The sequence below is a fragment of the Dictyobacter alpinus genome (assembly GCF_003967575.1).
In the GTDB taxonomy this organism is placed as follows: Bacteria; Chloroflexota; Ktedonobacteria; order Ktedonobacterales; family Ktedonobacteraceae; genus Dictyobacter; species Dictyobacter alpinus.
The window spans coordinates 806,066-831,661 of record NZ_BIFT01000002.1; the positions used below are offsets into that span (position 1 = coordinate 806,066).

Sequence of the window (25,596 nt, forward strand, 5' to 3'; positions counted from 1 at the left end):
CTATCTTGATTGGAGCAAAATGTTATGTCTATACAGCAAGGAACTGATACGGCACTGGTGCTTTATGATCGTTATCACCAGCTTGGCTTGCAACTAGATCCACAGACGGGCTTGATCCAGGGTTTACTGCAAGCCGGAAAGACCCTTCCGCTACGCCTGTCGGTTGAGATCAGTACGGATGGCAATGAGACGCGCAGCTTTCCTTTTGGTCTCACGTATCAGGATACGCATCAGATTACCGCCGTGCGTCGCACTGAGGCTGCCCCACTCTATCGTCTGGATGGTGATCAGGAGACGTACACGGTGGTGACGGAGGCTGAAAACTGGCAACTGCACTGGCACTATACCTTCCGCCCACGACATCCACGTCTGGAACTCTGGTTTGAGATCCGTCCTCTGCAGGCCACCGAAGCCGAGCCGGCCACGCTCCGCAACGTCCATCTTTCCCTCTCGTTCCAACCCGATGATCTGCAGAATTGGCAGTTTGAGGCTCCTGGCAACGCGATTCGGCCAGGCATTTCAGCAACGGCGCTTGAAAAAGCCAATAGGGTTACACCCATTGGAGGCGTAGATGGCTCCACTGGATTGATCGCGCTCCATCAAGCTGAAGAGCAACAGGTATTGGTGGTCTGGCCATTCTGTCGTAGTGAAATCGGCGCGATTAGCGTCCAGGCGCAAGACGATACATTCCAGATCATACTCAATACAACGCTGGCCGGTCGCCTGACGGCTAGTGATACCCTGGTCTATCGTGGTATTGAGCTCGATGCTCTGACCGCGAGTTGGGAGGAGACGCGCGATCAGCTCGCGAGCTGGTATACGACGCTACAGCTCACGACCCCCAATGATCGGCCCGCATGGATTAATACCGCCAGTATTTTTGAGGTGCAGATTGGCTATGCGCCTTTCTGGGGTGGCTATCGCTACGCACCATATCCAACCGTTCAGGATCTCGCCGCTGACCTGGAACGTATTAAGGGACTGGGCTTTACTGCGATCGAGATTATGCCACGCCAGCCATATCCCAGTTATAATGTGCATGACTATGCTGATATCACGACATCCTATGGAGATGAAGAGCAGCTACGTACGCTGGTGCAAAAATGCCATCAGCTAGGGATGCGTGTGCTGCTGGATATTCTGATGCATGGAGTCATCGATCAGGAGGTGATCGCGCAGGTCGCGGATAGTGTCCGCTCTGGTCCTTATGCTGACCGCCTGGATGATGCCATTTTTGAAGAGACACTGCACCTTGAGGGCAGCGATACTTACTTAGTTGCCTGGAGCCGCCATATTCTGGACTTCGAGCCTCACTGGAGCGGTGGCTCACTCCCACGCCATCCTCTGGCCGATGAACATCCCGAATGGTTTATGCGCGATTCGGCACAAAACATTATTGGCATCTATACCAAAGCCTTTAATGTAGCCAATCCTGCCTGGCAGCAGTATTTCTGTGAGGCCACGGAGACGCTGGTGCGTGAGCTTGATATCGATGGCTTCCGCTTTGATGCCCCGACCTATAATGATTTACCTGACTGGTCGACGGCGACGCAAAAACGGGCCAGCTACTCTCCGCTGGGAGTCCTCTCGCTTTTTGAGCAGCTACGCCCTCGCCTCAAAGCCTTGAAAGACGATATTGTGCTTTACACTGAACCATCCGGTGTACTGTTCCGCCAGGCACTCGATGTCACCTATAACTATGACGAACACTGGTTGGTCAACTCGGTCCTGAGATCGGAGCCAGGACAAACAGATCAGCACATCGGAGCCAGAAATGGTCGGGAACTGGCGGCCTGGTTCCGTGATCGCAACGCCGTCCTACCACCGGGATCGCTGATTACCCATCATATCGATTCACATGATACCTTCTGGTGGCCCAACGTGGGCAAGAAGTGGCGGCGCGAACAATTCGGCATTGAGGCCACACGTGCCCTATTAGCAATCTTCTCGCTCAGCGGCGGTGCCTATATGACCTTTATCGGGGGCGAAGAGCAGCTCGAGGAGCAGATACGCCTGGTCCATCGCCTGCGTGCAGAGCTCCCCGAGATACGTGAAGGCAGCGTGTGCTATACCGCCGTCAACGTCGACCATGAAGCCATTTATGCCGTTGTTCGTCATCAGGGCGAACAGGCCTCGCTCCTGCTCGTCAACGTATCCAACCGGGCCATCCAGACAAACGTCCATCTCGATCTGCACCAATCAGGATTAGAACACGGCCCATATGCGTACCACGACGCCTGGTACAGCCCAGCTCAATCCCAACCAATTCAGGATCTACATAATATCCCATTATCCTTCGAACCCTATCAGGTCCATGTGCTCGTCATACGCAAGGATCAACAATAATGATTAGCTGACATATGTATTCATAGGTGGATAGAGCCACATTATCCGGTGAAGAGCTGCAGGAAAACCGCTCACATGAGTGTGGATGAGCACTTTTTCACCACGTAATGGGGTTCTATCCTTCTGTTCAATGGTGCAATTTTTCACAGGTCGCTCGTTTATCTCCTTGGATGGATGAGTTCAGGGGTTAGCTAATTTGCGCGAAGCGAAACTCTTTTGCTTACATACATACAAGGAGTGCGTGTATATATGAGTCTGTGGCTCCTGCTTTTTGGCATCATCTTGCCTGGCATACTTCTTCTGAGCGAACTTTTCATGGGTCTCTACTGCGCCGTGGTGGCAATCTATCTATTTTTACAGAACCGGCGCGAACGCCGTACATTACATAACCTGAGCTGGCAGGAACAACAGCGGGCCCGGTTACCACGTAAAGGTGGTTCAGCCACCTTCTTTTTTGCGATGGGTGCCGTCTGGTTACTGGTAGCGGCCCTCTTTCTCAGCGTCCTCCCTGCCAATCTGGCATATGCCAACGCCTTTCAGCCCGGTCGCTGCACCATTATCTCGATGCGCCTGCAACATGAGAAAATCACCAAAACCATCGGTAGCCATGATACATACAACTCGGATACGGGCAAGTGGGAGACCGTTGATGATACCATCGAGGTGCCTGGCTATCGACCGTATTATCAAGTCAACCTGAGCACGGCCCAGGGCAATACGCGAGTCGAGGGTCCTGATGTCTATCAAAGCGCAGCGGAAGATGCGAAAACGCTCAAACAGTATCAAACAGGAGAAAACTATCGCTGCTGGTATTATACGCTGGATGCACAGCAGATCACCTTCAACGAGCCACCGCGTTCCGATCTCAACTGGTTCATCTTCCTCATTCCAGCCACCATTACCGGACTGCTCGGTGCCACCTTTACCTTCCTGGCCTTCAGAAGTAGACGGAAAGCCCGCATCCAACGCGGATGAGAAAAAGTCAGGCTCCTGGCATGGCAGGGGCCTGACGCTATTTGCTGCCTGCTTGCGCCATACGTGCAACAACCAGGTGGTGGAATGGTTTGATAGTCTGAAAGTAGACCGGTCCAGTCCAGTTATGATAGTGAACGATGCTGATCACATGAAAGCGTTTGTGTGTCGCTGACAGGGGCTCTACAACCACCCCCAGGGTAGCCTTGAGATGCTTATCACTGTTATACGCAAACCAGTAGCGCTCTTCCTCTGCCATGCATACCGTAAAGAAACCCACACGCTTCCCAATCTGCATTGATACTCGTTCCGGCGTGAGGGGAGCTCTGATGCCGATTCGCTCCTGGCGCATCCCCAGCAAACGTACAAAAACTGCACGGACAACAAACAATGAGATCAACCACGCGGGATGGTAATTGAGGAGACCAGCCAGAAATGTCCTTAGATCAGCGGTCCCGGTCACAGTCTTGACATCCACATAATCAGCATTAGCCAGCAAGGGCTGAAGCTCAGGCAGGTTGAGAACTGGGGAAAAGTTACTCGCACGCATATCAGGCTTCCTTTCCATTGTGTTTCACCTCTCCAGTCCCGGACAAAAAGTCAGAGCTCCGTTCTACCTCCCGATAGAGCGCTTCCAACTCTTCTCCCTGTACTGGCGGAAGAATGTGTTGACTTCCAACAAAAATGCTATAGAGCATGTGTGCAATCCGCTGAGCGCGTTCACGATCATGGCAGAGTTGGAACGCCAGTTCCGCCAGATAAGCGAGACGGCGCTGGTCAATTCGCTGCTGAAAACTGCGTACCATCAAGTCCTGTAAGGCCCAGGCACGCATCGATACTTCCAACTGGCTCACTTCGTGCAATGTCCCCTGGATGATCAATTCCAACCGATCCAGCGGTGCTTCGCGTCGCTCCGCGCTCTTAATCACCTGTAATGTTCGCTCATCCTCATAGAATGTCAGCAAGTGTTCCTTATAGTCCCGAAAATGTTGAAAGTGATGATAAAACGATCCTTTAGTCACCCCTAATCTATTCGTCAACGTTTCAATCGTCAGGGCAGCAGCCCCCGACGCAGCCAACACGTTCAGTCCCTCTTCCAACCACTTGCGCTTTGTCGTACTTGCCATCTCGTCTCCTCTCACTATGCTCTACAAAAAACATACCATACAGTATGGTATGTAATCAAGAGCAGAGAAAAACGCAATCAAATACAACTGATTGCGTTTCATCTGATATATCAGGACATCGCACGCCACACATCACCTTTTCAGGTGATGGCAGCCAGACAAGAAAGAACTAGTATGCACTGGCCTTGCGATACAGCGTATACCAGGCATCATCATAATAGGGAGAGAACATATGCTCGGGTAAGAGACTACTACCGAAGTCGTTATGGCCGTTGAGATACCAGTTGTTGCCGATCTTGATAAACCAGGGTCCACCACTGGATCCGCCATTCATATTACAAGGGATAGAGACGACGGTGCCCTCGCCATGTTGCCAGCTCATGCCAGCAGATCCTTCACAGGATTGTCTGCTCTGACCATCAAAAGGATAGCCGGCGGGATAGCCATAGGCGTAGAATTGCCGATTGACCGGCTGATTGTAGGCCCAACCCACTCCTCCGACGACATCTGTCAGCAGTCCCTGGCTATTAGGAGACACAATGGCCATGCCAAAGTCATGATGAAAATCACCTGGATTCGCGTTGATCCAATCAGCAGGAATCTCCAGATCGTGCGCGGCCCAGCAGCCATAAGGCGTATTGCCGTTATCATAGAGAGGACAGAAGATGACGTTTTGCATCCACTGACCATAGTAATAGAAGCAGTGGCCAGCGGTATCAACCACGCTACGATTGGGACTTGTGACGGCGGTCCCACTACAAGACATATTGTGGCCAGCATCGTCAGTAAAAAAGAGCTTTCCAACCGTTGATAAGGGATACGCAAGGTTTTTGTCACGAGGAGCCTGTCCCTGCTTCAAGGTCGCTTTACCCGGACGGGTAGGGCTATTCTTTTCCTGGACCGAACTGGAACTTCCCCTATACTGTTGATCTTCGTCAACGGCGCTACGCATCTTCGCGACCGTCCAATACTGAATCTCTGTACTTGCATGTGTCTCTATATGATGGTCGACGACCGGATCGGTGGAAGGAAACGCCCACGAATAGAGAACATGCCCAAACACCACCCAATACACCACGTAGCCACAGGCAAGGATACCAAGAAAACTCCGCTCAAACAGAAACGGGTGGATACGCCCTGGCTTTCGTCGCATGATAGCTTTTTCTCTCTTTCATCAAACTCGCTTATGAACGAGGCTTATGCGGATGGTCTTTATGCTGATCTGGGGCAGTGACCTGCGGCATCCTGGCACCTTCCGCCTGGCGCATTTTTTCAGGAGTCCAATAAGCCAGCACATCACTAGCCGGCTTATCAACCGTATGCTGGACGACGGGATTGCTCGCACCTGATTTCGATCGGCGCCTCCAGGCAGCCAGCAGGCTAAAGAGAATGGTGCCAAGCAGGGATATTTGCAGAAATCTATTGAATCGAGCCATGATGCTCCCCTTCTTTCGCGAAGATTATTCTCAAGGATAGAATGTGTATAGAGATAATTACGGTAAGCGCATTCTGCAACAGCTTTTTACTCAGAGACAAGAATATGCCTCAGCTTACATAAGTATACCAGCATTTATTAATTTTAAGAAGCTCTGATGGTACTACTAAATCCGAATAGGACCATTGGACGTTACTTGATAGCGACGCAGTTAAAGCTTATCTTGCATTCTATTCTATCACCTTATACTCTTGGCATGTATCAACGACCAGGCGTGAAGAAAAGATAGCATGCTGTTCCTGCAAAAACAGCTTCTCATTTCTTGCATTAGCGTATCATGATTTTCCAGGACAATAGTACAGCATCCTGCAATGACAAATTGAACATAGATCACTATACTTAATGATCAGTGAAAAAAGAGGTCAGTAACAGTTGTCAAAAAAGCGGGAGAATGTATGCAGATGATGGAAAAGAGCGGACATTTCTTGGGACTTGACAGAGAAGAATATTTGTTCTATGCTACGGTGCATGACAGGCTCCTTACGCGTCTAGGAAGAGAAGGAATGATTCGAGCACATAAAATCCGTCTCCATCCAACAGCTGAACAACAGACCTATTTCGCCAGAGCGGCTGGCGTGAGCCGTTTCAGCTGGAATTGGGCCCTGGCCGAGTGGAATCGGCAGTTTGAAGCTGGCGAGAAGCCTACGGCTTTGAAGCTCAAGAAGCAGTTTAATGCGATCAGACGAGCACAGTTTCCCTGGACCTGGGACGTGACCAAGAACGCTTCGGACCAGCCCTTTTTCGATCTGGGCAAAGCCTTCACGGCCTATTTTGAGAAAAAGGCTCGCCGCCCGAAATTCAAAAGCAAAAAGAAAAGCAAACCAAGCTTTTATCTGGCTAATGATCAGTTTGAGCTGAAGGACCACGCTGTGTGGATACCCAAACTTGGCTGGGTCAATCTCGCAGAGGATCTGCGCTTCAAAGGCAAGATCACGGGAGCTCGTGTGACAAAAAAGGCTGATTGGTGGTTCATTTCGATCACGGTGGAACTCCCTGATGAAGTTCCTCAGAAACGACCCGCGGCCGTTGGGGTGGATGTTGGCTTAAACCGACTGGCAACGTTGAGTACGGGAGAGGGATACGAGAACCAAGCATTCCTCAAAGCATCACTCCAGAAGCTTCGTCACGCGAACAAACGACTGCACCGTCGTGTGAAGGGCTCAAAGAATCGCGAGAAAGCACGTCGTCAGGTGGCACGATTGCATTATCGCATCACCTGCCTGCGCGATGACGTCCTTCAAAAGCTCACGACACGGCTGGCAGACTGCTATGGTATCATTGGCATTGAAGATCTGTATCTCAAAGGGCTCCTCAAAAATCGCACCCTGGCTCGTTCGTTTTCGGATGCAGCCCTGGGCAAGTTGCTGGATCTCTTAATCAGCAAAGTCGATCAACGAGGGGGGCAGGTCGTGAAGGTCGGGCGGTTTTTTCCTTCGACCAAGCTCTGCCATGGATGCCAGTGGACATGGGATGAGATCACGCTGGCGAACCGCGTGTTCGTGTGCCAAAATCCTGACTGCGCCTACTATCTTTTTTCGCAAGATCGCGATCACAATGCAGGCCAGAATATCCTGCAGGAAGCCCTTCGCTTGATCGGGCTCATTGATCAAGCCGTCTCCGGTACTGGCTCGGACGAATGACGGAAAATCGGCTGTGGACTCGATGTAAGACCAAAAAAGCTCCGGCTTTGAGGCAATTGGGAGTGAAGCAGCAACAACGAACGATGTGATCACGCTATGCTTGCATACGTTTGACCACATTAATCGGAGCAGGAGTAAGTAGAGCCAGCTTGCGGCAAAGAGAACAGGCAAGCACAGCGTAACACCAGTAGGAGTAAGCATATTTGGAAGATATGTCTTTCTTCCCATGCCCGCTTTTACCGTAGGAGTATAAAAATGATGCTTATCTATCACTTCATTCACATGGAGCATTTGCCTGCGCCACCGATTTATCCAATGGATACTTAAAAAAGCCACCAGGAACCAGATGCAGGTAATTGCGATCCCCAAAATACAAAAAAAAGGCTCGGCTGAACTAGTGTTACTTTTTCCAGCCGAAGAAATGGTCGCGAAGGCTGCCAGCAAGGCACCTTGTACGAGAAAATAAAAGTTTGTCCGGGTCCAGTATTCTCGCAGGTCTTGTAAAAAGTGCTCGTGTATAGATCTAAAAACGCAAAGCAGCGCTAGCTTTTTGAGGAATGCACTGACTATCTTGAGTTAAAGGGGCGACACTCTAACCTACTTCATTTAAGAGGTGCTCTTCCCACAGTTCGGCGGGGCAGGCCAGCAGGGCATGCTCAAGCATATCGATGGCCGCGCCAAACTGCCGCCACAAAGCGGTACGCACTAGCATCTCCAACGGTTGTTCAGTCATTAACCATTCCTCCTTTTCTATCATTTCGCTCCCGATACATCGGTCACAGGACTGCGCGTGGATTGGAAACGGAAAGCGAAGAAGAGTAACAGCCCGCTGGCGATATAGGTGCCACCCTGAAAATTGAGCAGGATGACCGGACCAAGTCGATCACCCAGAGTGCCTGCTATCAGCATTCCGACCAGGCTCACCATAGCATTGACCGACAACATAGTACCAAAGATGCGACCGCGCAATGTATCATCAACCAGGGTTTGAAAGAGCGTCTGCATACTTACGAAACCAATAGTGCCGGGGATACCCACCAGAACAAAAAGGACAAAGACAAGCCAGAGGCCCGGATAGACGATGGGTATGTCAATGATTAGCAGATCAATAATGCCAAAGAGAAGAAAACTCGTCCAGCAAAGCAGCAGGTGGGAGGCGTGTTTGTGCAATGGTGTAATGCATATCGTGCCGAGAAGATTGCCAACCATTTGAATAGACAACAAGGCTCCGTAGACGACGGCATCTCCATGAAGAACGCGTTGCACAAAGACAATCAGCAGGACGCCGAAAATGCCTTCACCCAGACCTGTGAGACAAAGCGCGCTCAATAACATGAGCAGAATGGGACGCGTCCGAATAAGACTCAATCCCTCCAACCATTCATTTACTAATCTGGAGGTCCCTGAGCTCAGAACGTTCATGAGCGATGGCGAAAAGGACAGTCCATCCACTTGTATTGCGACAGGAGTAGAGGAGGAGTGTAGCTGTGGAGGAGCGGCAGGAAGTCGTATCAACCAGAGCATCAGACACACAAAAAAGAATGAGGCGGCATTAAGCAGCACAACGGTGTGCAGGCCAAGTTGTCCCAGCAGAATGCCTCCTAGAGCGGCCCCCAGCAGACGGGCAACATAAGAGCTCGATGACTTGAGGGCATTGGCTGCAAGAAGATTCTCTTCAGGAACCAGCGAAGGAATGAGCGCGCTCTCAGCAGGAAGCACAAACTGCGAGGCACAGGACTCAAAGAAGAGGACCAGGTAGAGCAACCAGAAATCCTCCTGCCGAGAAACCAGTAACAGGGGCAGTAGTCCCAGCCCCTGAAGCATGTTCGCAACCAGCATGGTGCGACGTCGATCCCAGCGGTCCACAAAAACACCAGCCAGTGAGCCAAGTACAATAGTGGGAAGAAATGAGATAATCAGGGTTATACTGGTCGCCAGGGCTGAACTGGTAAGTGTATAGATGTAGACCGGGAGACCAATTTTGAGCAACCAATCGCCCATTTGCGAGATAAGGCCACCTAAAAAGAGCAAGACAAAATTGCGCTGACGAAGCGTCGCAAGCATAACATAGACTCCTTAGCAGCAGATAGAAACTCATGATGATGAAAAAAAAGAGAGAGCGGCGCGTTGACGGTGTGGTCAGGCTTCGTAAATGCCAAGCACTTTGAGTGTTGCACGTTCAAAGAGAATATCCAGGCGCGCCGCGGTATCTGCGCTCTGAAAGCTACTGACTAGCGTGGGAATTCCTCCATGCTCAATCTCTTGCGCGGGGAGCCAATACATGCGTGGATGCTTGCGCCAGAACTGCCCGGTTTCGGGAATATCAAGTGTCAGGTGTGGCAACGTGTTGAATGCCTGGTGTCCACACTGAGTTCCCGTAATACAGATGCCGGTAGAAGCATGCATCTGTGGAGGAAGTTCATCAGGCTGGACAATCCGCACAGAGGCGTGGTCCTGGCAACAGTAACAGGTGGTGTGCAGCGTATAAATGGCCTGATGATAATATCTGCCCAAAGCCTCAATTTGTCGGTTAAGGATCGCTTTGGGGTTGCGCAATCCTGCCCATAGCGTGTGATCATAGTAACTGGCGATATGCCAACAGGAAGGACAATGGAAGCCAATGCGACCAGATGAAAGCTTACGATACTGTTTCAACTGCGCCCGATTGCACATGGGACACCAGATACGAGTGGAGACGTCCCGATCCTGATCCGCAAGTTCGAATGATGACGTTTCAGCGGCAAGATCAACAAGGAGAACACGTCGTAGAGCCAGTTTTCCCCGATAGAGACGCTTTTCCAACGTATCCGTGCTCAAACCCAGACGCTGTGCAATATCCGCATGGGGTGATTCATGGATATAGCGTTCAATAAGAACGCTACGCGTCTCTGGTGGTAACAAACTCAGGGCATGATCCAGGAGCCGTGCCAATTCGTCTCGCTCCAATTCAACTTCCAGATCGAAAGCATGATCAGCAACCTCTTCAAGCTCACCATCCTCCATCGCATATGGCGCGTAAGAAGCGATGTGAGCGCTTTCCCGCTGTTGAGCACGCTTCCAGCGCAGGCAAACGTTACGTGCGATAGCCAGAAGCCACTTGCTTAAGCCATCAGGCTGTTCGTGTGAAGTAAATTTATGCAGGTTACGCCAGGCTTCAAGCAGCGTTTCCTGGGCCAGATCTTCCGCCGCAGAAGGTGCGCCTGTAAAGTACGCACAGAAACGTACCAGTCGGGGGCGTTCCTGAGCAAACTGATTTTCCATGGATGTGATCGCAGTGTCTGCGGGTGTTTCGGCGAATGTATAGTGTTGCATAATGGCAATCCTTTGTTCCTTCAAGTGTACCTGAACCGGCTGCTTTTCGCCAGCCTTGTTCTGTTCTCTTTACATATCGCCGAAACAACCAGAAACCCGACACATTTTTTACGGACAACAGTAATGCATACAAAACTCTTGCAAAGAAAAGAAAATCAGGGTTCCTCGTTCACTCGCGGGATCCAGTCAAGAGCCTCACCTGGGATGCCGTGCTGACCGAGAAAGAGACTGAGTTGGGCCGTATGTTCCTGCACCTGACGCAAATTGTGCAGTTGTACCTCCAGGAAACTGATGGTCTTCCCTCCAGTCCATGGATAGGAGACTGGCAGGCGTGCCTGCTCATCCGATAGCTGGAGCAGTCGGGATTGGCACTTCTGGCGTGTTGCTATCAGGTAGGCATGCAATTCTTCCCTCGTATAGGGTTGTTCGGGCAGCGACTCGACCGCATCTATCTCTCCCTGATGAAATGGAGCAGGAGGAGTAAATTCCTCCTCTGGAACACCTGAGAGATACAGATCGCAAAAGACCAGCACATGAAAGGTGATATACCAGAATTCCGAGAACTGCTGCGGAAACTCTGATGATGGTGGAACACTCCAGAGGTGCTCTCTCCACAGTTCGGCGGGGCAGGCCAGCAGGGCATTCTCAAGCATATCGATGGCCGCGCCAAACTGCCGCCACAAAGCGGTACGCACTAGCGTCTCCAACGGTTGTTCAGCCATAAACATTTCCTCCTTTTTCCTACTTTTCTTTATAACCATCAAGAATGCGGAAACACTGGTGAATCATTTTTCTATGTCCCAATGCTCAAGCGTCCATCTGATCAACATAAGCATATCTTCAACCAGCGAACCACGTGGCTCTGGCGTTTGCAAAAAGGTGCAGATGTTAATCAAATCGAAGAGTTTGGTGATCTTTTTCCAGGTAGGAGGTAAAGCCCCACCGTGCTGGACAAACCCTTGCAGGCAGGCTGCTTCAAATGCGTTGGGGATCTGCCACTCGTAGCGGAAGAGATTTGCCAGATCAAAGAGGGAGGAGCCAACAAAGGCAAATTCCCAGTCCAGAACGGCGGCAAGAACAAAGTGTCCCTTCTCTTGTCGAACCAGGAGATTGGAACCACCATAATCAGCATGCACCAATGACCGGCTTTGTGCCGTTGCCTGGAGAAGGTGAGCGTTTTCAGTGACCAATGTCCAGAGACGTGTGGTAAGTTCTGGACCAAGCAAACGCTCAGCCTTTCCAGGAAATAAACTGGACGAAATGTAGGCTAGATATCCTTTGGCTGCATCCGCTTCCTCCACCACTTCTTCCTCCTGTTCGTCGAGCTGAAGACCATCGTGAAAAAAGCCAGCATGGGCAAAGGTATAGAAGCCAATGGTTGCAAGTGTTTCCCCAACACGATATCCTACTTCCGCAAGGTCCGCCTGTACTTTGCCCGCGAGGATATCATCAACCAGGATGCCTTCAACCCACCGAGAAATCGTATAGGGAGAGCCATAGGTGTGGTCCTCTTGATCAGCGTGGAGTGCTCTAATTGTGCGTGCTATTACTGTGATAGTGCGCCAATGCTAAAATGTACAATCAGGCCTATACTATGATATTCTGTCACTCGTAGGATAATCAGGAAGGAAAAAAAGCACACTATGTCTTTTTTGCTAGCGCCAGAGAAGTATGTCAGCATCTGTCCCCTGTTTGAGGGAATGACCTATCATCTTTCAGTAATGACTGTCCTTGCGGGCATTCTGCCAGGAAGGATCTATGTCGATGATCCTGTAAACCCGGGCAGCGCAGTCTTGATCCCCTCCAACCAGCATCGCATCTATGTGGGCGGATCTCCGGAGCAAAGTCTGCTCGACGATGTCATGCACATGCTCGTTCAACAGTCTCTTGCGGAAAACTACGGATTTGTCATGTACTACGCAGCAAGCGCATGGACACAACCTCTCGAGCAGTTGTTTCTGAAGCAAGAAGCCTTTACTGGCTGGCGACAATTTTATCGCCTGCGTGAACCATTAACGCCACTGGATACACCTCTTCCAGAGCATATCACCATACGTCGCATTGATGAGGCTATGCTAGCAGACACCACGCTCATAAACAGGCAATCTCTGCTTGAAGAGATACATTCAGAGAGCCCTTCACTGGAGCACTTTTTCAGTCATCATTTCGGTTTCTCCGCACAGGATGGACATAGGCTCGTCGCCTGGTGTCTGGCCGAATATCACTATCAGGATCGTTATGAAGTGGGTATTGAGACAATCGAGGCCTACCAACGCAAAGGAATTGCCACACAGCTCACAGCAGCAGTGAGCAGGCATGCATTTGCCAGGGGAGCAACAGAAATTGGCTGGCATTGTTGGGCGACGAACACGCCATCCATCGCAACCGCCTTGAAATCAGGCTTCGAAAAGGTGCTGGACTATCCCGTTTATTACGGCCAATATAGACAACTACCAACATAGCGCATGTCTTCAGCACGTATTTCAGAATCTCTCTTCTTCATACACAACAGGTTAAAACTGATGGATAGTGCATGCAAATAGTTTGATTTCTTATGCGTCGATATGGTCTGTATAACGTATCAATGTGAGCGCATACTCTCTTAAAGCGGTTCGTAATTCAGGCGGATGATGGATGATGAAAGGAACACCAAGACTGGCGAGCAAACGCGCAGCCCATGGGAGGTCATCAACATCACCACACACCAGCACCCCGTCGTGGACCTCTTCAAACTGCGCTTTTGTCAAACGCGTCTGACGCTGTACCTCTTCCAGCGTGGTCCCCAACCAGACCTTAATTGGCCATGTCCGTGGAACATAGGCGAGCGCGTGCTGTACGGCCTCCAGAACCTGAAAGTCTGCCGGGTAGAGAAATGTTTCCTTGAGGATCTCGACTTGCGAGATACGATCCAGGCGAAAAAGGCGCTGCCCCTGGCGGAGGTGACAATAGCCGATGGTATACCAGAATCCTTCATGATACACCACTCCGTAGGGATCAAAGATCCGCTCCGTGGCCTGCGCATGAGCAGAGCGATAGCGGAGGCAAACGCGCTGCCTGGTCTGGACAGCTAAACTTAGTACCGTTACGGCCAGAGCTGAAGGCGAGGCGTGGGCAGAACTGCTCTCAAAGATCACTGTTTGTTCCACAGCCTGAATACGCGTACGCGTCGCTTCAGGGAGGACACGCTCAACCTTGGCGAGTAAACCCTCAAAAGCCGGTTCTGCGGCTGCAAGTCCAGCTTGACGTGCAAGGAGAAGACTCAGCGTGAGCGCAAGGGACTCATCCTCTGTAAAGATCAGGGGTGGGAGTTTATAGCCAGGACGCAGACGATAGGCGCCATAACGACCTCGCTCCGCCTCCACGGGAATACCAAGATCCTGTAACATCTCAACATAATCCCGTACGGTCCGAATATTGACCTCCAGCCTGCGAGCAAGTTCTCCACCTGTCATGCGCCCATGGGATTGCAGAAGTTCTAACACCGTTAGTACACGAGCGGTTGGACGATAGACCACTTTTCTTTCTCCTGCGTCAAAATGCGTTTAATTAGGGTCAATTTTACCATCTTTTCACGATACACTCAAATACGCACACAGCACATAGACATACATTGATAAAGAAAAAGGAGCGAATCATCAATGAACCAGCAACATATAACAGAGTTTACCCCGCTTGTGGAGCGCTATATGACGCTCTGGAACGAGCCGGATGAGAACGTACGCCGCAACCTCATTACTGATCTGTGGACAGAAGATGGAGCGCAATTCACCAGCCTCCGTGAGATTCGAGGGCATCAAGCTCTTATGGAACGGGTCTCAAGCGCGTACGACAAATTTGTGAAAACGGAAGGCTTTCTCTTCAAGGTATCAAGCCCCATTGAAACACGCCACGATGCCATAAAGTTCCACTGGGAGATGATACCTGCAACTGGTGGCGAAGCAGCATCCGTCGGCACAGTCTTCTTATTACTAAGCAATGATGGTCGCATCCACTATGACTATCAATTCTAATTATTGATAAACGTAAAGAGGTACTAGAGAGAAGGACAAAGGGCTTTACTTCTCCGAAGCCATGGCACACAATGGGGATTTACAACCCTTAGATCTAACCCCTGTATATATAAAGAAGCCGTTTACCCTGATCAAGAGTGAACGGCTTCTTTATATATCGGAGGAGTGAAAGATGATAGGTATCGATGTTACATGTCTAAAATACTTAGAATGAATCCAGGTTGTGTATAGTAGCGTGATATAATTGTTGGAATATCTTCATAAAAGGATTTAACAGTATGATACTTGTCCAAATGATAGATCTTTTTACTAAACCATTCAATTGGCTATGGTTAAGCGCAATCATTGCTGGTATAGTGTTCGTCTACATTAGCTATCGTTACTTCAAGCTTTCTATAAAAGATGAACAGGACTTAGTATGGCATAAACGATACAAGCTATGGCGTGCGGTACAATTCACAATTACTGCTATTTGTTCTGTTGCTTTTGGCATTATTTATATTTCCATTAAAAATTCAGGATTGAGCATAGTTACACAAAATAACATACTCATGCCAGTTGTGATTGTCAATATTGCAATTGTTTGGCTCATCATAATGCCTCTTGCGTTTTTTGCCAACACACGAAAAAATACAAACGAGATTGAAGACTTACTAAGAGATAACCTGCTTTACATAGAGATGCCCCCCAGATCTAAGAATGAGATTTAACCCCCATATATAGAGAAGGAAGAATAAAAAAGGTATTGTGGCATGAACCTGGGGTTGATACAAAACAAGATAGTATAGAAAAGCACTACCTTGAATGAATAGATAGCGGATACTTTTTTTATACCTATAAAAGGGCCAAATTTGACCGATTTTCGTGCGATACTTTTCAGTAGAGATATTGAGTTGTTACGATGAAAGGCACATCAATGACCACACAGAATGTTAAAACTATCGTCCTCGACCTTTTGCACCAGGGGCGGCTCGATGAAGAAGCGTTTTGGCAGGGGATGAGCGAGACTGAGCGTGCTGCAAATGGGACATGGGAACGCTGGTCCGCGAAAGATCATGTCGCTCATAGGACGTTCTGGCGCCAGGATCTCATCCGCAAGTTAACGGCCCTGCTAGAGCATCAGAACATACCAGTGACCGATGAAGATGAAGAACTCCTTAACGCGACGACATATGGGAAGCAAGAGAAGCGTTCCGCGTCAGAGATTCAGGCGGACTCTAAACAGACCTACGCCGAACTTATTGCCCTGGTCGGGCAACTGAGCGAAGACGATTTAACCTCTACACGCTTCCCCGAAATTTCAGGGCAACATCCCTTATATACAACCTTTCTTGGGTCGCTCTATGAGCACGAACAAGAACATCTCGCGCAGTATTATGCCGACCATAACGATCTCCCGAAGGCGATTGAGGTTCGTGAAAGATGTGCTCACAGAATTCTTCAGGCTCAGGTGCCGCAATGGGTAAAAGGGTGGTTCCTCTACAATCTGGCCTGCTTTTACGCGCAGCACAACCAGCTGGAGCAAGCAGCCACTCATTTACAGGAAGCGGTAACCCTTGCTCCCAATCTCGAAGAGCGCTCAAAGAACGATCCTGACCTGGCTGCATTACACAATCAATCGGTGTAAGCAAAGCTGTACATCCCAGGGTGCTGTGGTCGTATCTGTCTTTTAAGGATCACAGCATCCGACGTTTGCTGTCGCGTTCGTTGCCTCGTTTAAAGTTTCCGGTTAATTTGGCCATCACTAATTGAGCTTCCTTGTGTTCCATACCTTCGATCTTGCGCAGAAATTTTTTCGTTTCTTTATCTTTTAAGATGGTTACTTGCTTCCCGCGCCAATATACAAAGACTTTGCTTTCATCTTTATTGGTCTGATATGAAAAAGCTTCTTGCCGATATCCTCTTTTATAGTCCAAAGCGCATCAGGATCATACAGGTAAAGATGATAAAGAAGCCGAACAGTTCAATGAGAATAAAGAGCTTCACGCGCTGCACCTGAGCGTTGAAGGCGAGCGCACCTGTACTCTGGGGTTTCGCCATTTCTGCCAGTGGGAAGGTATTCAGACGCGTGGCTGCTCTCCCCGTGACGAAGTGGCCCCAGATAAGCACGGCGCAGGCGACGAGAAAGGCAAGCAGGAAGGTCAAACCATACGTCGTTCCAAGAAGGAACGCGAAACTCTGAACAGATCCCCACACCGTGCCGCGTAACACACCCAATAGAATGACCAGGCTTCCGACCAGCGGGAGGACGCGATTCGAGAGGACACCGAGTGGAACCGCTATATTGCGCTGTTGACCGAGGGGCAGTGAAAGTATCACTGGTACCACCATGAAGTTCAGGTACAGAGAACCACCAAACCAGAAGATGCCAAGGAATTCGTGGAACCATTGGATAGCAATGATCATTGCTCTTTTTCTCCTTTTTGACTTCTAGAAATCATCCTACATGGAGCAGGGCAGCCTGCCGCATGCAGGGAATGATGCAGGTCTCGCTGGCTTAGGAAACCTCTTATGCTCTAGAAAGCTGTACAGTATGCTCCTGGAGATGGTGGTTGATGCCTTCGCACAGATCCAGGACGGTCTTATACCCCTCACCGTAGCAGGGCGCACCGCGCTCCCATTCGTTCTCATGGATGCCTTCAATGGTCGTCAATAACGCCTGATGAGCAACATCATAGCGCAAGAGAAGCGTCTGGCGTGTCTGACCACGAGCGCTCCATTTGCTCATCAAGAGATTGATCGGCGCTGTGAGTCCGTTCAGCAAAGGTGGAAGATTGAGAAACGGTTTCCCCCGCCGGACGTGCTCAATGGCGTCTGGGGTATGCGCCAGCCCGTCCGCAAGGTGGGCGATCAGTTCACGGACCGTCCATTGCGTAGAGGTATGCTTGTTGTCCCACTCTTCATCAGTCAGTGACTCGACGAGGGTGTGATAGGCCAGGCGGGTTTCCTCCAATCGGGCACAGAGGGCTGTGCGATCAGGAAGAGCGGCACGCGAAGGTGCAGAACCAGGAACATTGGTATTCATGGAGAGACTTCCTTTTTTCAATAGATATTCCCAACAGACGCGATACCGTTCACCACGATTTGACATCATGTGCGAGGCGTTCTCATCTCGGAGGCTCGCGCAGGATCGAGAGCAATGGCAGACCCAAATCGCGAATCTTGTTCAAGATGCCATATAAGGCTGCCTGATCGACGACCTTGCCGGAGAGAAGCGTCTCGTTGGGTTCATCGGAGGTGATGGTCATGCCACCAAACCACTCGGACCATTCAGGTCCTATCTGGCCTTTGACGCGAATATCATACCTGGCTCGATCTATCAGCATGCGCTTTCTCTCCCTCATGAGAACGGTATCGGTTTCCATGTCTCAAGTGTAGCTGCCAGTGGGATGAGCTGTCTTCATTCTGGGGGGATGAATTCTGGACGAAACACACTTTCTGTGTGGAGGAGCAGAGGGATGAGTAGTCCGAAGATTGACGAGGGGACCTTTAGAGCAGTCGCCACTGGCGAGCCAGTGCGACCGCTTCGTGACGATTCTTCACGTTCAGCTTGTGATAGATGCTTCGGGTCTGTGTCCTGATAGTGTTGATCGAGACCACGAGTTCGGCAGCAATTTCTGCATTCGACAAGCCAGCCACAAGCCCGCGCAGGACTTTGCGCTCGCGGCCACTCAACGGCGCAAGCGGCAACTCCCGATGGAGCATGGCGAGAGCGTAGGGACCCGCTGCCGCTTGCTCGGTTTCCCACACTGAAAGCAGCCTGCGCACCTCATCTGCTTCGGTTTTCCCTTTCCACCTGGACAGGACCATATGCAACAAGACAGCCATGGGAACGCCTTCATCTACGAACACTCGGACGTACCCTTCAGGCGAGGCGAGCAGGAGGGCCTGCCGGAGCAGTTGTACGGCCTGCTCAGCCTTGTCTTGCTGAGCATAGGCCAGCGCCGAGAGTACCAGCAGCTCAATCTCGCTGCCGGTTCGCCCCTGCGCTCTGGCATGAAGATGCCAGCGTTCCACCAGCCGTAAGGCGTGTGCTGCTTCCCCCTGAGCAAGCAACACACGCGCAAGGGTGAGTGCGATGACTTCGTGCTGGTAGTCAGCCGGAGCATCGGCAGAGAGAGGGCAGGTTTTCTGCCAGTGGATCACCGCTTCCATCTGTCCCTGGCGGAGCCAGCTGCGCACCTGATACGCCTGGGCCTGCTCCATTAAGCCGGTGTAGACGCACGCCTGCGCCAACCTCAACGCCGAAGACCACACCTCCCGCGTGCGTTCTGCATCTCCGCGTGTCTGGATGATCCTGGCATGCATGAGAGATGCACGCGCCAGCCGCAGCTTGTCTCGCGTCTGGCTGGCGAAGGTGACGGCTTTCTCGATCTGTGCCTCTGCTCCGTCGAGCTCGTTGCGTTCACGCAGGATGTTCCCAAGGCCGATCAGGGCGAGGATAGCGAAGCTTTGTCGCTCCCCTGCCGCTTCAAGCACAGAACCATAGATACCAGCTGCTTCGTGCAGATGGCCCTGCATGACGAGCAGGTCACCCAGGGTAATCGTACTGCTCAGGATACTGCTTGCATTGCCGAACTGCTCGTGAAGCGGGCGCGCCTCAGTCACCACCCGCTGAGCCTCTGCGACCTCACCGGCCAGCCGGTAGCCTTCGGCCAGCGTACTTGAAATGATGCTGCGTTCGAGCATGGCATCTTCTGGCAACAACTGGAAGGCCTGGGCGCCGTACAGGACAGCCTGCGCTCCATTTCCTCTCTCCGTAGCGGCAAGCGCTCGTAGCGTAGATGCCTGGCCCAAGCCTTTGCGGTTCCCTTGCGCTTGAAAGAGCCGTTCGGCCACCGCTAAGGGAACTGCGTGAGCGTCAGACGTTTCTGACGTGCCCAGGCTAAAGGCATAGACCAGGCAGAGGCGGGCATCGGTGAACAACACCTCTTGCGGGAAGCATTCCAGCCAGCGTATGAGCGTGCGCGCTTCAAAGCCAACGAGCATGGACCGGATGAGGGGGGCATCTGGGTCGATGAAGCGCGCTGCTCGCCCGAAGTCACGCGCTGAGAGAGCTGCCTCGATGGCCAGGGCCGGCATCCCGTTCTGCTCATACCAGGCACTCGCGCGCAGATAGAGGGAGGCTCGTCCCTCTGTCCCCACCTCCCGCAGCACGCGCGCCCGCAGCGCCTCGGCAAACAGGTGATGGTAGCGGTACCACTGCCGCCGCTCATCCAGAGGAATCAGGAATAGGTTGGCGCGCTCCAGATAGCCAAGCATCTGCTCTCCGTCGGCGCTCCCAGTCACGGCATTACACAAGGGGCTGGTGAACCGATCGAGGAGAGCGGTACGCAGCAGGAAAGACTGGACGGCCTCCGGTTGGCGAGCGAGAACCTCTTCGGTGAGATAGTCGATGATATGGCGGTGACTTCCCGTGAACTCCCCCAGGAACTGCTGCACATCCACTCGTCCTCGCAGGGAAAGCGCTGCCAGTTGCAAGCCAGCGATCCAGCCCTCAGTGCGGTTCTGGAGCGTGGCGCATTCCTCAGCCGAGAGGTCAAGTTCCATCACCGTATGCAGAAAGGCGCTCGTCTCCTCGGGCAGGAACTGTAACTGGGCCACGCGCACCTCGCAGAGCTGCCCTCGTGCCCGCATACGGGCGAGGGGAAGTGCGGGATCAGTACGCGTGGCGATGATCACGTGCAGGTGTGGTGGAGTGTGTTCCACTAAATACGCCAGCGCCTGGGAGAGTGCTTTCGTCTCAATAACCTGGTAATCATCGAGGACGAGGACGCAGTCACGGGGTGCCTGATGAGACAGATCAGCGACCAGCAGGGCAACCACGGCCTCGGGGGGAGGCGGAGGCGAGAGAGGGGGTGAGTGGAAGAGCGCGAGTGCGCTGGTTCCGAGTTGAGGGTCGAGCTGCTGCAGCGCAGCGATCACTGCGGAGAGAAAACGCACCGGGTCGTTGTCCGCAGGCTCCAGGGACACCCAGGCTACGGGCCGCGCGCTCTCGGCGAGCCATTGGGCAAGCAGTGTGGTTTTGCCAAACCCGGCGGGGGCTGAGACGAGCGTGAGCGGTGCCTCCATCCCCTGCTGGAGTTGCTGGATCAACTGGGTGCGACGGACGAGTTGTGTCCGCAGGTGGGGGATGTGTAGCCTGGTGACAAGCGGCACATCGCGCTGGCTCTCCGGGAGTGAGGGCACGACTGAACGGACGTGCGTAACACTGGGGAGGGAAGCAATGGGCGAGGTCATCACATGCTGATCGGGCTTTTCACCACCTGACACTCCTCGGGCGAGTGTGCCCTGGCCAGGGGAGAGAGCAGCCTCTGCAAGCTGGGCAGCGACCTGCTCTAAACGAGCAAGGGTGAGTTCAGTGGTCCGGCCAAGGTAGCGCTTGGCCATCTTCTCACCAACTCTGCGGTAAGCGTACCAATAGATCCCAGCTGAACGGGTCTCCTGGCGGACGGTGAGTGGTCCATGCTGACCGCTGAAGGCGAACGATGGGATACCCGCCAGCCAGTCGAACCACGCATGACTGTCCGGAGCCACCGGGAACACCCGTTGGCTGCGCGTGTTATGCAGGGTATACGTGCCCTGCTTGAGGTCCCAGCTGAGACGATACGGAGCCGCCTTTGGCATTGTAGGCTCGCCTCCTCCTGCCTGGTGTGACCCAGGCGTATCTGTATGTGTGGTTTGCCATTCAGCAATCGGACCAATGGACACGATCTCTGTCAAAAATTGCGCCACAGTAACGGATATGCGTCAAAAGCGGGACCGCACCGCTTTCAGGCGTGGCGCTCAACTGGCTTTACAAGCCAACTGCTAGACAGGATATGTGTCACCAGCGAGGACATTTCGATTGTCAAATCACAGTATGCTACCCAAAACATACGCTGGAGGAAGTATACCTCTTGGGTAGCATAAGCACAAGCGTAGGGAGGAGTGCTGGATGAAAAGCACACTGGCTCAACGAGGACTGGATGCGATGCGTCCAGCCAATGACCACCTCTATCCATGAACGAGTCTGTGTTGATTGACCCAGGGTTTTGAGCAGAACCAGAAATGAGGGCGTATTTTCACCGCATTCACTAATATACTGAGAGCTGAAGGCACACCTATACATTGAAAAGCTTCGAGAAAAAAGCACCGAGTAAGAACACTGCCAATAAGAGTGGTTCTTGTGAGGTTGTTTGACTTCGCGGCAGTGTACCAGGCAATACAAGGAGTTGACAACAGATGAGAGAAATGACTGACGATAATTTCACGCTCACGACGTTCTATGCCTCGTGGCAAGAGTATCAGGATCGCATCAAAGTGGCTCTGGCGTCACTTAGCGCTGAGCAGCTTGAGTTGCGTGCCGCGCCGGGCCTGCGTTCTGTTGGCGAGAATATTATGCATATCGTCGGGTGCCGTTGTTACTGGTTCATCGTATTCATGGATGAGATTTGCGGTGAAGAGATGAAGGTGTATGCACCCTGGAACGAGCTTGCGTTAGAGATGAAAGGTCCCATTCCAACTGCCTCTGAACTGGCCATGGGCCTCGAACACACCTGGCAATTCATGGCGGATTGCCTGGCACGCTGGAGCCCCGCCGATATGTGCCAGAGCTTCCCCGATGAATGGGATGGCGGGGTAATCGAGCGGTCGCGCGCCTGGGTGGTCTGGCATGTGCTTGAACACGACCTACATCATGGTGGCGAGATTTCGCTCATCCTTGGCATACATGGAATCTCAGCAGAATTCGCTGGCTGAATTCTGCTCCCAGGCACCGCTACAGCTAGAGATCGAGAATAAGCCATCTCCCTCCTTGCAGTTTCATCAAAGAAAGGTTTACACTGAACCTTTATGTATCGAATACAAGAACAGCTCAGCGGAAAGGGTAAACATGAGCCTACAACGAAGTACCGCTGATTAAAAGTATGGCAAAGGAGAGACATAATGGCGGACCATCAATTATCTCTGGAGGACGTCGCCCGTTATCCGCGTCCAGGTATGGACGCGCCAGGCGGCATAGCGTTCACGCCCGACGGCCAGAAGGTTACCTATCGGCAAAGTGCCACAGGTTCGCTGGCTCAAGAATTATGGAGCTATGACCTGAGTCGTGGAGAACGGCGACAGCTAACACAACTTGCCAGTGGCAAAGCGGATGCAACCAGTCAGATCTCCCTTGAGGAGGAGTTGCGACGTGAGCGCAGTCGGCAACGCGAGCAGGGTGTCACGAGCTACCAATTCGCGCAGGCAACCGAGGAAGGACCACTGGTTCTGCTGATCCCTTTTGATGGGCGGCTCTTTATTGCTCACGGCGAGCAACCATTGACGCCAATCGCGGATAGTGAGGGTGCGATCGACGCACGGCTTAGCCCGGATGGATCGCGTGTGGCATTTGTGCGCTCCGGTGAGATCCATGTTGCCATGACAGATGGATCCGGCCACGTACGAACGCTCACCAGCGGCGCGACGGATGGGGTGACTAATGGTCTGGCAGAATATATCGCACAGGAAGAGATGGAACGCTCGGAGGGCTATTGGTGGAGTCCAGATGGGACACGCCTGGCCTTTGTGCGCGCCGACAGCCGCCATATCCCTTCTTACCCAATTATGCATCAGGGAACAGAACACGTCGCGGTGGAGGATCATCGCTATCCCTTCGCGGGTATGCGCAATGTTGTTGTGCAACTGGGTATTGTGGCCGTGGACGGACATCCAGAAGATGTGACCTGGATGGATCTGGGGACAGATGATGATATCTATCTGGCACGCGTCACCTGGCGACCCGATGGCATGCTGACGGCGTTGATCCAGTTACGCGATCAGTGCACACAACGACTGCTACTCTTCAATCCAGAGAGTGGCACAGCAACAACACTCATTGAGGAACATGGACAGCCCTGGCTCAATCTTCATGATGACCTGCGCTTCCTACGCTCAGGCGAATTTCTCTGGTCCAACGAACGAACTGGTTTTCGCCATCTTTCACTCCATGATCATGATGGACGCGAGATACGGACATTGACCGAGGGACAGTGGATGGTAACCGGCCAGGTGGCTGTCGACGAGGATCAGCGACTCGTCTATTTCCAGGGCACTGGCGAGGGACCGCTGGAACGCCATCTCTACGTCATCTCGCTTGATGGCGGATCCCCACGGCGCCTGACCCAGGAGGCAGGATGGCACAACGCAGTGATCTCTCCCGATCGCCGTTCCTTCGTCGATACCTGGCAGAGTCCTCAACAACCACCTCGTCTGACACTGCGCAGCTTGATCGATGGAAAGGAACAGGCTGTGCTGTTTGAAAACGAGGGCATCACACCCGCGGCGCTTGGACTCGGCGTACCAGAGATCACTAACTTCCATACAAGCGATGGGACCGTACTCTATGCAGCCATCTATGCGTCAGAGCAAACACGCACCGCCGGCCAACCACGTCCACTGGTAGTATCCGTCTATGGAGGTCCTCACGCGCAGGCCGTGACCAGCACCTGGTCCCTGACCGTGGATCTGCGTGCACAATATCTGGCACAACAGGGCTTTGTCGTGTTGAAAGTCGACAATCGGGGCAGTGCTCATCGTGGTCTGGCCTTCGAGGCTGCGATCGCGCACTCGCTAGGACACCTCGAAGTGGATGATCAGGTAGAGGGGGTACGTTTCCTGAGTAGCCGCCCCTATGTCGATAGCGAACGCGTCGGCATCTACGGCTGGAGCTATGGCGGCTATATGACCTGTCGGGCACTATTGCGAGCACCGGAGGTGTTCAAAGCGGGCATTGCTGGCGCACCGGTCACCTTCTGGGAAGGCTACGATACCCACTATACCGAGCGCTACATGGGGCATCCGACCAGCAATACTACCGGATACGCAACCAGTTCGGTATTGCCCTATGCTGAAAAACTGGCAGGCAAAGTCTTGTTAGTACACGGTCTGGTGGACGAAAATGTACATGCCCGCCATACCATGCGACTGGTCGAAGCCCTGGCAACCGCTGCCGCAGACTACGACCTGCTCATCTTCCCAGAAGCACGGCACATGCCACGTAATCCTGCGCATTTGATGTACCTGGAACAGCGACTGGTAAAATTTCTCCATCACCACCTATCAACCAATCATACCACCAGGTAAAATGCCAGAGGAACGGCACAACCTCCGATTAGAATCAAAGCGGCTTTCCTATTATGGTAATAGGAAAGCCGCTGCCCACCTCCGAACAGAGTCTCTTTTGTGCAACCAGGACCATTTAGTCCTTTTAACTGCGATCTCGCATCCCCTGTTCACCTTCTTTTGTCGCACAGTGGGCACTACAGTAAAAGACGTTGTGTGCCTCTACTCCATGACCAATAATTCGGTTACCACAGTGATGACAGGTCGGGGCCAAACGAGCAATGGCACATTCGAAGCTATCGAAGGTATGTCGCTGACCACTCATAACAACCTCAAAGGCTTTGTCGTATTCATTGCCACATTGTTCACATTGCATCATGTCCCCTTCTCCTTATCCTAGAGATTAATTTCGACCCGGCGTGCTCTCTCGGGTCTCCTGTTGTCAGGTTATTTTGTTGAATAAGCTTCTAGTGCATGCTGGTCCAGGCAGCATCCGGTAGGAGTATATGAGCTAGATATTACAATACCATCACAGAGACAGCTTGCATTATCACGGGTCGATCTCAGTAAATACTCACCTATTGAATCCTCGACACTATTTCTCTACTCCT

The 25,596-nt window shown here is 52.1% G+C and carries 25 protein-coding genes and 1 pseudogene; 9 read left to right on the forward strand and 17 right to left on the reverse strand.

Going from position 1 to position 25,596, the window contains the following annotated elements; genetic code table 11:
• Positions 1-24: 24 nt before the first annotated feature.
• Both EL633_RS25655 and EL633_RS25660 read left to right on the forward strand, forming a co-directional pair.
• The gene (locus EL633_RS25655) at positions 25-2,346 is read left to right on the forward strand and encodes an alpha-amylase family glycosyl hydrolase (RefSeq protein WP_126630125.1); all 2,322 of its coding nucleotides are present in this window, start codon (positions 25-27) and stop codon (positions 2,344-2,346) included.
• Positions 2,347-2,595: 249 nt separating this feature from the next.
• A complete protein-coding gene (locus tag EL633_RS25660; protein ID WP_126630126.1) occupies positions 2,596-3,321 on the forward strand; it encodes a hypothetical protein in 726 nt (241 codons plus the stop codon).
• A gap of 37 nt (positions 3,322-3,358) precedes the next feature.
• Here the strand turns inward: EL633_RS25660 and EL633_RS25665 are convergent, their stop codons facing one another.
• From EL633_RS25665 to EL633_RS25680, 4 genes are all read right to left on the reverse strand, one after another.
• Positions 3,359-3,886 (reverse strand): DUF2867 domain-containing protein, encoded by a 528-nt coding sequence (locus EL633_RS25665; protein ID WP_126630127.1) that lies wholly within the window; start codon positions 3,884-3,886, stop codon positions 3,359-3,361.
• The gene (locus EL633_RS25670) at positions 3,870-4,445 is read right to left on the reverse strand and encodes a TetR/AcrR family transcriptional regulator (protein WP_126630128.1); all 576 of its coding nucleotides are present in this window, start codon (positions 4,443-4,445) and stop codon (positions 3,870-3,872) included. Before EL633_RS25670 ends, EL633_RS25665 begins: the two co-directional genes overlap by 17 nt.
• Positions 4,446-4,614: 169 nt before the next feature.
• A complete protein-coding gene (locus EL633_RS25675) occupies positions 4,615-5,598 on the reverse strand; it encodes a trypsin-like serine peptidase (RefSeq protein WP_126630129.1) in 984 nt (327 codons plus the stop codon).
• A gap of 31 nt (positions 5,599-5,629) precedes the next feature.
• Entirely contained in the window at positions 5,630-5,881 is a 252-nt protein-coding gene (locus EL633_RS25680) for a hypothetical protein (protein ID WP_126630130.1), read from the reverse strand.
• Positions 5,882-6,443: 562 nt separating this feature from the next.
• Between EL633_RS25680 and EL633_RS25685 the strand changes: the two genes are divergently transcribed.
• On the forward strand, positions 6,444-7,580 hold the full coding sequence (locus EL633_RS25685; protein WP_126630131.1) for an RNA-guided endonuclease InsQ/TnpB family protein: 1,137 nt from the start codon (positions 6,444-6,446) through the stop codon (positions 7,578-7,580).
• Between the two features lie 132 nt (positions 7,581-7,712).
• Here EL633_RS25685 and EL633_RS38390 read toward each other — a convergent pair.
• From EL633_RS38390 to EL633_RS25710, 6 genes and pseudogenes are all read right to left on the reverse strand, one after another.
• Positions 7,713-8,150 (reverse strand): annotated as a pseudogene (locus EL633_RS38390) (RipA family octameric membrane protein); the annotation flags it as partial.
• Positions 8,151-8,172: 22 nt separating this feature from the next.
• Entirely contained in the window at positions 8,173-8,313 is a 141-nt protein-coding gene (locus EL633_RS25690; protein WP_246039255.1) for a hypothetical protein, read from the reverse strand.
• Positions 8,314-8,333: 20 nt separating this feature from the next.
• The gene (locus tag EL633_RS25695; RefSeq protein ID WP_126630132.1) at positions 8,334-9,644 is read right to left on the reverse strand and encodes an MFS transporter; all 1,311 of its coding nucleotides are present in this window, start codon (positions 9,642-9,644) and stop codon (positions 8,334-8,336) included.
• A 75-nt stretch (positions 9,645-9,719) separates the two neighbouring features.
• Complete coding sequence (locus tag EL633_RS25700; protein WP_126630133.1) at positions 9,720-10,892, reverse strand: RNA polymerase sigma factor; 1,173 nt, start codon at positions 10,890-10,892, stop codon at positions 9,720-9,722.
• A 155-nt stretch (positions 10,893-11,047) separates the two neighbouring features.
• Positions 11,048-11,614, reverse strand: coding sequence for a DinB family protein (locus tag EL633_RS25705; protein ID WP_126630134.1), 567 nt, complete (start codon positions 11,612-11,614; stop codon positions 11,048-11,050).
• Between the two features lie 63 nt (positions 11,615-11,677).
• Complete coding sequence (locus tag EL633_RS25710; protein WP_126630135.1) at positions 11,678-12,448, reverse strand: phosphotransferase family protein; 771 nt, start codon at positions 12,446-12,448, stop codon at positions 11,678-11,680.
• Positions 12,449-12,535: 87 nt separating this feature from the next.
• Here EL633_RS25710 and EL633_RS25715 point away from each other — a divergent pair, with 87 nt between their 5' ends.
• Complete coding sequence (locus tag EL633_RS25715; protein WP_126630136.1) at positions 12,536-13,354, forward strand: GNAT family N-acetyltransferase; 819 nt, start codon at positions 12,536-12,538, stop codon at positions 13,352-13,354.
• A gap of 90 nt (positions 13,355-13,444) precedes the next feature.
• Here the strand turns inward: EL633_RS25715 and EL633_RS25720 are convergent, their stop codons facing one another.
• Positions 13,445-14,407, reverse strand: coding sequence for a helix-turn-helix transcriptional regulator (locus EL633_RS25720; protein WP_126630137.1), 963 nt, complete (start codon positions 14,405-14,407; stop codon positions 13,445-13,447).
• Between the two features lie 123 nt (positions 14,408-14,530).
• Between EL633_RS25720 and EL633_RS25725 the strand changes: the two genes are divergently transcribed.
• The 3 genes from EL633_RS25725 (at position 14,531) to EL633_RS25735 (ending at position 16,529) form a co-directional block, all read left to right on the forward strand.
• The gene (locus EL633_RS25725; RefSeq protein ID WP_126630138.1) at positions 14,531-14,902 is read left to right on the forward strand and encodes a nuclear transport factor 2 family protein; all 372 of its coding nucleotides are present in this window, start codon (positions 14,531-14,533) and stop codon (positions 14,900-14,902) included.
• 278 nt (positions 14,903-15,180) lie between these two features.
• Positions 15,181-15,612, forward strand: coding sequence for a hypothetical protein (locus EL633_RS25730; protein WP_126630139.1), 432 nt, complete (start codon positions 15,181-15,183; stop codon positions 15,610-15,612).
• Between the two features lie 206 nt (positions 15,613-15,818).
• Positions 15,819-16,529: a TPR end-of-group domain-containing protein gene (locus EL633_RS25735; RefSeq protein ID WP_161982438.1), complete on the forward strand. Its 711-nt coding sequence runs from the start codon at positions 15,819-15,821 to the stop codon at positions 16,527-16,529.
• A 49-nt stretch (positions 16,530-16,578) separates the two neighbouring features.
• Here EL633_RS25735 and EL633_RS25740 read toward each other — a convergent pair whose 3' ends face one another.
• The 5 genes from EL633_RS25740 to EL633_RS25760 all read right to left on the reverse strand — a co-directional run bounded on the left by EL633_RS25740 (position 16,579) and on the right by EL633_RS25760 (position 21,625).
• Positions 16,579-16,818, reverse strand: a complete 240-nt coding sequence (locus tag EL633_RS25740; RefSeq protein ID WP_126630141.1) for a hypothetical protein — start codon at positions 16,816-16,818, stop codon at positions 16,579-16,581.
• Positions 16,808-17,308, reverse strand: a complete 501-nt coding sequence (locus EL633_RS25745; RefSeq protein ID WP_126630142.1) for a hypothetical protein — start codon at positions 17,306-17,308, stop codon at positions 16,808-16,810. The genes EL633_RS25740 and EL633_RS25745 overlap by 11 nt, the downstream gene beginning before the upstream one ends.
• Positions 17,309-17,411: 103 nt before the next feature.
• Entirely contained in the window at positions 17,412-17,927 is a 516-nt protein-coding gene (locus tag EL633_RS25750; protein WP_161982439.1) for a DinB family protein, read from the reverse strand.
• Positions 17,928-18,009: 82 nt separating this feature from the next.
• On the reverse strand, positions 18,010-18,228 hold the full coding sequence (locus EL633_RS25755; protein ID WP_126630144.1) for a DUF8691 family protein: 219 nt from the start codon (positions 18,226-18,228) through the stop codon (positions 18,010-18,012).
• Between the two features lie 163 nt (positions 18,229-18,391).
• Positions 18,392-21,625, reverse strand: coding sequence for a winged helix-turn-helix domain-containing protein (locus EL633_RS25760; protein WP_126630145.1), 3,234 nt, complete (start codon positions 21,623-21,625; stop codon positions 18,392-18,394).
• Between the two features lie 501 nt (positions 21,626-22,126).
• Between EL633_RS25760 and EL633_RS25765 the strand changes: the two genes are divergently transcribed.
• Positions 22,127-22,642 carry a DinB family protein gene (locus EL633_RS25765; protein ID WP_126630146.1) on the forward strand — a complete coding sequence of 172 codons (516 nt, stop codon included), beginning with the start codon at positions 22,127-22,129 and terminating at the stop codon, positions 22,640-22,642.
• 186 nt (positions 22,643-22,828) lie between these two features.
• On the forward strand, positions 22,829-25,006 hold the full coding sequence (locus EL633_RS25770; RefSeq protein ID WP_126630147.1) for a S9 family peptidase: 2,178 nt from the start codon (positions 22,829-22,831) through the stop codon (positions 25,004-25,006).
• Between the two features lie 124 nt (positions 25,007-25,130).
• Here the strand turns inward: EL633_RS25770 and EL633_RS25775 are convergent, their stop codons facing one another.
• Positions 25,131-25,364 (reverse strand): metallothionein, encoded by a 234-nt coding sequence (locus tag EL633_RS25775; protein WP_126630148.1) that lies wholly within the window; start codon positions 25,362-25,364, stop codon positions 25,131-25,133.
• Positions 25,365-25,596: the final 232 nt, after the last annotated feature.

Excerpts from the sequence above, each read along its gene's own strand:
- EL633_RS25655 (WP_126630125.1), top strand. The coding sequence starts at position 25 with ATGTCTATACAGCAAGGAACTGATACGGCACTGGTGCTTTATGATCGT.
- EL633_RS25660 (WP_126630126.1), top strand. The coding sequence starts at position 2,596 with ATGAGTCTGTGGCTCCTGCTTTTTGGCATCATCTTGCCTGGCATACTT.
- EL633_RS25665 (WP_126630127.1), bottom strand. The coding sequence starts at position 3,886 with ATGGAAAGGAAGCCTGATATGCGTGCGAGTAACTTTTCCCCAGTTCTC.
- EL633_RS25670 (WP_126630128.1), bottom strand. The coding sequence starts at position 4,445 with ATGGCAAGTACGACAAAGCGCAAGTGGTTGGAAGAGGGACTGAACGTG.
- EL633_RS25675 (WP_126630129.1), bottom strand. The coding sequence starts at position 5,598 with ATGCGACGAAAGCCAGGGCGTATCCACCCGTTTCTGTTTGAGCGGAGT.
- EL633_RS25680 (WP_126630130.1), bottom strand. The coding sequence starts at position 5,881 with ATGGCTCGATTCAATAGATTTCTGCAAATATCCCTGCTTGGCACCATT.
- EL633_RS25685 (WP_126630131.1), top strand. The coding sequence starts at position 6,444 with ATGATTCGAGCACATAAAATCCGTCTCCATCCAACAGCTGAACAACAG.
- EL633_RS25690 (WP_246039255.1), bottom strand. The coding sequence starts at position 8,313 with ATGACTGAACAACCGTTGGAGATGCTAGTGCGTACCGCTTTGTGGCGG.
- EL633_RS25695 (WP_126630132.1), bottom strand. The coding sequence starts at position 9,644 with ATGCTTGCGACGCTTCGTCAGCGCAATTTTGTCTTGCTCTTTTTAGGT.
- EL633_RS25700 (WP_126630133.1), bottom strand. The coding sequence starts at position 10,892 with ATGCAACACTATACATTCGCCGAAACACCCGCAGACACTGCGATCACA.
- EL633_RS25705 (WP_126630134.1), bottom strand. The coding sequence starts at position 11,614 with ATGGCTGAACAACCGTTGGAGACGCTAGTGCGTACCGCTTTGTGGCGG.
- EL633_RS25715 (WP_126630136.1), top strand. The coding sequence starts at position 12,536 with ATGTCTTTTTTGCTAGCGCCAGAGAAGTATGTCAGCATCTGTCCCCTG.
- EL633_RS25725 (WP_126630138.1), top strand. The coding sequence starts at position 14,531 with ATGAACCAGCAACATATAACAGAGTTTACCCCGCTTGTGGAGCGCTAT.
- EL633_RS25730 (WP_126630139.1), top strand. The coding sequence starts at position 15,181 with ATGATACTTGTCCAAATGATAGATCTTTTTACTAAACCATTCAATTGG.
- EL633_RS25735 (WP_161982438.1), top strand. The coding sequence starts at position 15,819 with ATGACCACACAGAATGTTAAAACTATCGTCCTCGACCTTTTGCACCAG.
- EL633_RS25745 (WP_126630142.1), bottom strand. The coding sequence starts at position 17,308 with ATGATCATTGCTATCCAATGGTTCCACGAATTCCTTGGCATCTTCTGG.
- EL633_RS25750 (WP_161982439.1), bottom strand. The coding sequence starts at position 17,927 with ATGAATACCAATGTTCCTGGTTCTGCACCTTCGCGTGCCGCTCTTCCT.
- EL633_RS25755 (WP_126630144.1), bottom strand. The coding sequence starts at position 18,228 with ATGCTGATAGATCGAGCCAGGTATGATATTCGCGTCAAAGGCCAGATA.
- EL633_RS25765 (WP_126630146.1), top strand. The coding sequence starts at position 22,127 with ATGAGAGAAATGACTGACGATAATTTCACGCTCACGACGTTCTATGCC.
- EL633_RS25770 (WP_126630147.1), top strand. The coding sequence starts at position 22,829 with ATGGCGGACCATCAATTATCTCTGGAGGACGTCGCCCGTTATCCGCGT.
- EL633_RS25775 (WP_126630148.1), bottom strand. The coding sequence starts at position 25,364 with ATGATGCAATGTGAACAATGTGGCAATGAATACGACAAAGCCTTTGAG.